This window comes from Nocardia sp. NPDC058497, assembly GCF_042720195.1.
GTDB lineage: Bacteria > Actinomycetota > Actinomycetes > Mycobacteriales > Mycobacteriaceae > Nocardia.
This window is the reverse complement of the sequence record NZ_JBHXMY010000416.1, coordinates 1-5,345: the sequence shown is the minus strand read 5'-3', so window position 1 is coordinate 5,345 and position 5,345 is coordinate 1. Positions and strand designations below refer to the sequence as shown.

Sequence of the window (5,345 nt, the reverse complement as noted above, 5' to 3'; positions counted from 1 at the left end):
GCACCCCGCCGCTGCTCGACGCGTTCGAGGTGACCATGTTCGACAGCGTCACCGCGCTCGGCAATGCGGTGCTCGGCGGCCAGATCGACCTCGCCTCCAATGTCGGCGCCATCGCCGGACGCACCGCGGCGGGCCGTGGCGACCTGCAGGTGGTCCGGCGCGCGAACGACACCATGCTCGGCGTGGCGATGCGCGCGGCCGACGGCCCGTTCGCCGACGCGCGGGTGCGCACCGCGCTGCGTCTCGGCGTCGACCGGACCGCGCTAATCAACCAGGTGCATTCCGGCTTCGGCACCACCGCCGCCGACATCCTCGGCACCGCCGACCCGCTCTACGACACCGCACTCGCGCGCCGCGACCGCGACGTCGGGCGGGCCAAAACCCTGCTGCGCGAGGCGAATTTCGATACCGGCCGTAGCTACCCGTTCGTCACGAAGGCCGAGGTGCCCGGCGAGGTGGAATCGGCGAAGGTGATCGCCACCCAGCTCGCCGAGATCGGCGTCCGCCTGGACGTGCAGGTGGTCGAACCCACCTCCTTCTACGACCAGACCTGGCTCAACGCGCCGCTCTACACGGTGTCGTGGGGTACCAACGATTCGGTGCTCTTCTTCGCCGACAAGTTGTTGACCTCGGGCTCCAATCGCAACGAAACCGCCTTCCGCGACCCGGAATTCGACGCGGCCACCGCCAAGGCGCTGGCGTCCTCGGGCGACGATTACACCAAGGTGGTCCGCGATATCCAGCGCATCGAGTTCGAGCGCGGCGGCTATCTGGTGTGGGGCATGGCCGACGGCGTCGACATCGCCGCCGCGCCGGTGCGCGGTCTGCCGACCCTCGGCGGCTTCGCCCGCGTCCAGCTGGAACGCGCCTGGCTGGCGTGATCGCCATGAAAACCTTCGCCCTGCCCCTGCTCCGGCGGATCGCGCTGCTGCTGGCACTGCTGGCCATCGTCTTCGTGGCGGTGGACCTGCTGCCGGGCAGCGCGGCCCGCTCGGCGCTGGGCCGGGATGCGGAACAGGCCGAGCTCGCCGCGAAGGAACATGAGCTCGGCCTCGACCGCGCATTGCCGGTGCAGTTCTGGCACTGGCTCTCCGGCGTGCTGACCGGTGACTTCGGGCAGACCGCGCGCGGAAACTCGATCGCCACACTGCTGGCCGACAAATTCCCGCAGACCCTGCTGCTCGGCGGGATCGCGCTCTTGCTGACTGTCGTCACCTCGCTGGCGCTCGGCTGCTGGTGGGCGGTGCGCCCGACCGCCGTCGGCGCGCGGATCTTGCAGCCCGCCAGTACCGTCGCGGTCGCCGTGCCCGAATTCGTCTGCGGCACATTGCTGATCCTGGTGTTCTCGCTGGCGACCGGCTGGCTGCCCGCGGTCACCATCACCGACCGCTCCGGTTTCCCTGCGGGCCCGGAGATGCTGATCCTGCCGGTACTCGCCCTGGCGATACCGCAGATCGGCTGGAACGCCCGGGTGGTCCGCTCGGCGCTCCAGGATGTCGCCACCGCGCCGCATGTGGAAAGTGCTGTCCTGGAAGGACTTCCAGCCCGCACCGTCCTGATGCGGCACATGCTCCCCTTCGCCGCGCCTGCCATCGTCGCCGGCTACGCCACCTCCGTCGGCATGCTCTTCGGCGGCGCGCTGGTGGTGGAGACTCTCTTCAACTACCCGGGCGTCGGCGCGGTACTGGCCGGTTCGGTCGCCGACCGAGACACCGCGACGGTCGCGGCGGTCGTCGCACTCACCGCCATCGTCATCATGACCTTGCTCGCGATCGCGGACTTCGTCCGCAGCCGGGCGTCGGGAGGTGCGCGATGAACGCTGTCGAGCCGAAGCACACGGGCCCCGTTCTGCCGAACTTCCACCCAGACCTTGCGCATACGCTGCGCCGTTTCGCGACCACCACCCGTCCCAGCCCGTCCGAAGCTATCGGGCGCCCAGCCGAAACTCGCCCCAGATCGCCAGAGGAGGCGAGTTGATGCGTCCCCAACAAGATCAACACGCCGTGGTGGCGGGAGCTACTCGGCCGATGCCGCCATCACGGCGTGGTGATCAGCTGTCCAGGCGGGTGTGGTGGCGATGCGCGGCGGCGGGCGGGGTGGGGCTCGTTGTGGTGCTCGCGGTGGTGGGGTCGTTGCTTGCTCCCTATCCGGGGGAGCGGGCGGTGGGGATGCCGTTTGTGGAGCCCGGTGGGGGAGCGGTGCTGGGGACGGATCGGCTCGGCCGGGATGTGTTGAGTCATCTGCTCACCGGTGGCACTCAGTTGCTGGTGGTGTCGGGGGTGATCGCGGTGGCGGTGACCGTGTTGTCGGCGGTGCTCGGTGCGGTGGCGGCGGTTCGGCCGCGGGCGGGTTCGGTGATCGAACTCGCCGGCGATCTGGTCATTCTCCTGCCCGCGGTGCTCGGCATCCTGCTCGTCCTCACCGCGTGGCCGCAGGGCGGAGTGTTCGCGCTGATCCTGGTGTCGCTGCTGTTCGGCGTGCCCTATTGCGCCAGGATCTTCGCGGCCGCCGCGTCGACCATCGCCACCAGCGGCTATGTCGAAGCCGCGATCGCCGGCGGAGAATCCCTTCCCTACTTGGTTTTCCGGGAGATCCTGCCCAATCTGCGCTCTGTCTTCACCACCCAGCTCGGCCTGCGTTTCGTCGTCGGCGTCTACCTCGTGAGCACGGTCTCGTTCCTCGGTCTGCCCGCCCTCGACGACGACAACTGGGCGAACATGGTGCGCGACAACGCTTCCGGACTGTTGCTCAACCCGTGGGCGGTGCTCGCGCCCAGCGCGGCGATCGCGGTGGTCGCGGTCGGGGTGAATCTGGTGGTCACCGGGGGGTCGGGACAAAGCCGGTCGGGAACCGGCGCGACCGACCGCCGAGCTGCCACGCGCACCGCCGACCCGGCGCGCGCCACGACCGACTCCGAGACGCGCCGCGATGCCAACCTCGCCGAACCTGACGCGTCAGCATTCGGCCCCGCACAGGCCTCGGACGGTTCGTCTGATGACGAGGGTCCGGCAGCGATGGGCAATGGTCGGGCCGGGAGCGAGAGTCGCGCAGGAGCGGGCCATGGGCGCGTCGGTGGCGAGGGACACGCGGCAGCCGGCAGTAGACGAACCGCTGGCGAGCGGCGCGCGGCAGCCGGTCGCGGGCGGATCGCTGGTGTTCATGCGGAGCGGCACGGGCGCCGGGACGACTGCGGTATTTCGGTAGTCGACGCAGGGGATGCGGCGGTGATCGAAGGGCTGACCGTGGTCGCTGACACCGGGGCGGTGTTGCTGGCGCCGTTGTCCTTCCGATTGAAGGCGGGCACCGTCACCGCGCTGACCGGGCCGTCGGGTGCGGGTAAGTCGACCGCGATGCGCGCGCTGCTCGGGCACCTCCCTGCCGGCGCCAGTCAAGAGGGTGCGGTGCTCGTCGCCGGGCAGGAGGTGTTCGCGCTGGATTCCCGTGCGCTGCGGACATTCCGGCGCACGCGGATCGCCTACGTCGGCCAGGACCCCGGCTCCGAACTGAATCCACTGCTCCGAGTGCGCGCCCTGCTCGCCGAAGCCGCGCCCACCGCCTCCGACGCCGACCGCCGCGCCGCCCTCGAACTGGTCGGCCTCGACGCCACCCACCTGCGCCGCCGCTGCGGTCGCCTCTCCGGCGGCCAGCAACGCCGCGTCGCCCTCGCCCGGGCGTTCCTCCGCCGCCCGGAGGTACTCGTCCTCGACGAGCCGCTCGCGGGCCTGCACGGCGCGCTGCGCACCGACATCGCCCGCCTCATCGCCGACCTCGCCGTCCGCGAATCCACCGCCGTCCTCCTCTCGGGCCACGACACCACCACGGTCCACGCCATCGCCGACACCGTGGTCGAGGTCCACCCGCCCGGCGGTATGCCGGTCATCGACGAGGCTGGAGGCGTCGGGTCGTCCGACCTCGCCATCGCCGACACCATCGTCGAGGTCCACCCGCCCGGCGGCATACCGGTCATCGATGAGGCTGGGGCCGCCGGGTCGTCCGAGTCGGAGACCGCTCTCGCGTGCGTAGACAAAGTCGGGGTTGACGGTGCGGATGAAGACACCTGCGCGACCGAGGGCGCACGACCCCAACCGCGAACTCAGACAGCAACATCGCCGTCACGTGTCGACCGATCCGGCGCCACCCGTGGCGGCGCGGGTTGCGAAACCGGTGCGATCGAGGGTGCAAGGCCCGGGCTGGGAACACGCAGAGCTGCATCGTCGTCACGTGCCGACCGATCCGGCAGCGGCGCAGGGCTGGCGGTCGACGGATCGCTGTTCGACACGGTCGTTCGGGCCCTGCGAGCGGTGCTCGGCTACGCGGCCTCGGATCTGCGCCCCGGGCAGCCGGGCACGGAGCGGACGAGCGGAGCCGCCGGTCATCACAGCGCGACGGAATCCCGGGCGAACCGACATGACGGCCCGACTGCCTTGCGCGTCAACGGAATCAGCGCGGTAGCCGACGGCCACGAGATCCTGGTCGACATCGATTTCACGGTGCGCGCGGGTGAAGCGCTGGCAGTGGTCGGCCCATCCGGCGCGGGGAAGACGACCCTCGCGCGGGTGATCGCCGGTTTGCACACCACCGGCGCGGGTTCGCTCGACTTGCGGGGTACGCGAATCCCGGTCGGTCGAAGACGCCGAATCAAGGCCGGTGTCAACGGAATCCAACTGGTCACCCAGAATCCACTCGCGGCACTGAATCCCCGCCGCACCGTCGAACAGACCCTCGCGCGCCCCCTCCGCCGCATTGCCCGGGTGCCGAAGGCCGAGGTCGGGTGCCGCGTCGAATCCCTGCTCGCCGCAGTCGAACTCCCCACCGACCTCGCGACCCGCCATCCCCGCGAACTCTCCGGCGGCCAACGCCAGCGCGTCGCCCTGGCCAGAGCCCTCGCCGCCGACCCCGCCGTCCTGATCTGCGACGAGATCACCACCGCACTCGACACCGCCACCGCCACCGCGATCATGACCCTCCTCGACCACCTCCGCGCCGACCGCGGTACCACCGTCCTGCTGATCAGCCACGACATGGCCCTGGTCACCCGGCACTGCACCGAGCTCCTCGTCCTCGACCACGGCCGCATCGTCGAATCCGGTACTCCAGCAGCAGTTCTCGCCAGCCCCACACACCAGGCCACCGCAGACCTGATGGGCTGACATCTCGTGGCCTGCCTGACTACGCCCGATCCACCCGCTCGGTCACCGAACCCACCGCCCCGGAAACCACTGCGGCAGCGCCGTTGATGCGCTGACCACCTCACCGCACTCTGAGAACTCGCAGTGAGACGTGCCCCGGAGGCCCGACACCGGGATGTAGGATTGAGGGTCAGTCCAGAAAGACGCCGTCCACGC

3 protein-coding genes are annotated in these 5,345 nt (G+C 70.4%); all 3 read left to right on the top strand.

Going from position 1 to position 5,345, the window contains the following annotated elements; translation table 11 throughout:
* Nucleotides 1-881: ABC transporter substrate-binding protein (locus tag ACFWPJ_RS23570; RefSeq protein ID WP_378854560.1), on the top strand; the 881-nt coding region annotated here is incomplete at its 5' end.
* A 5-nt stretch (nucleotides 882-886) separates the two neighbouring features.
* Nucleotides 887-1,816, top strand: coding sequence for an ABC transporter permease (locus ACFWPJ_RS23565; protein WP_378854562.1), 930 nt, complete (start codon nucleotides 887-889; stop codon nucleotides 1,814-1,816).
* Nucleotides 1,817-2,168: 352 nt separating this feature from the next.
* Nucleotides 2,169-5,150 (top strand): ATP-binding cassette domain-containing protein, encoded by a 2,982-nt coding sequence (locus ACFWPJ_RS23560; protein ID WP_378854561.1) that lies wholly within the window; start codon nucleotides 2,169-2,171, stop codon nucleotides 5,148-5,150.
* Nucleotides 5,151-5,345: the final 195 nt, after the last annotated feature.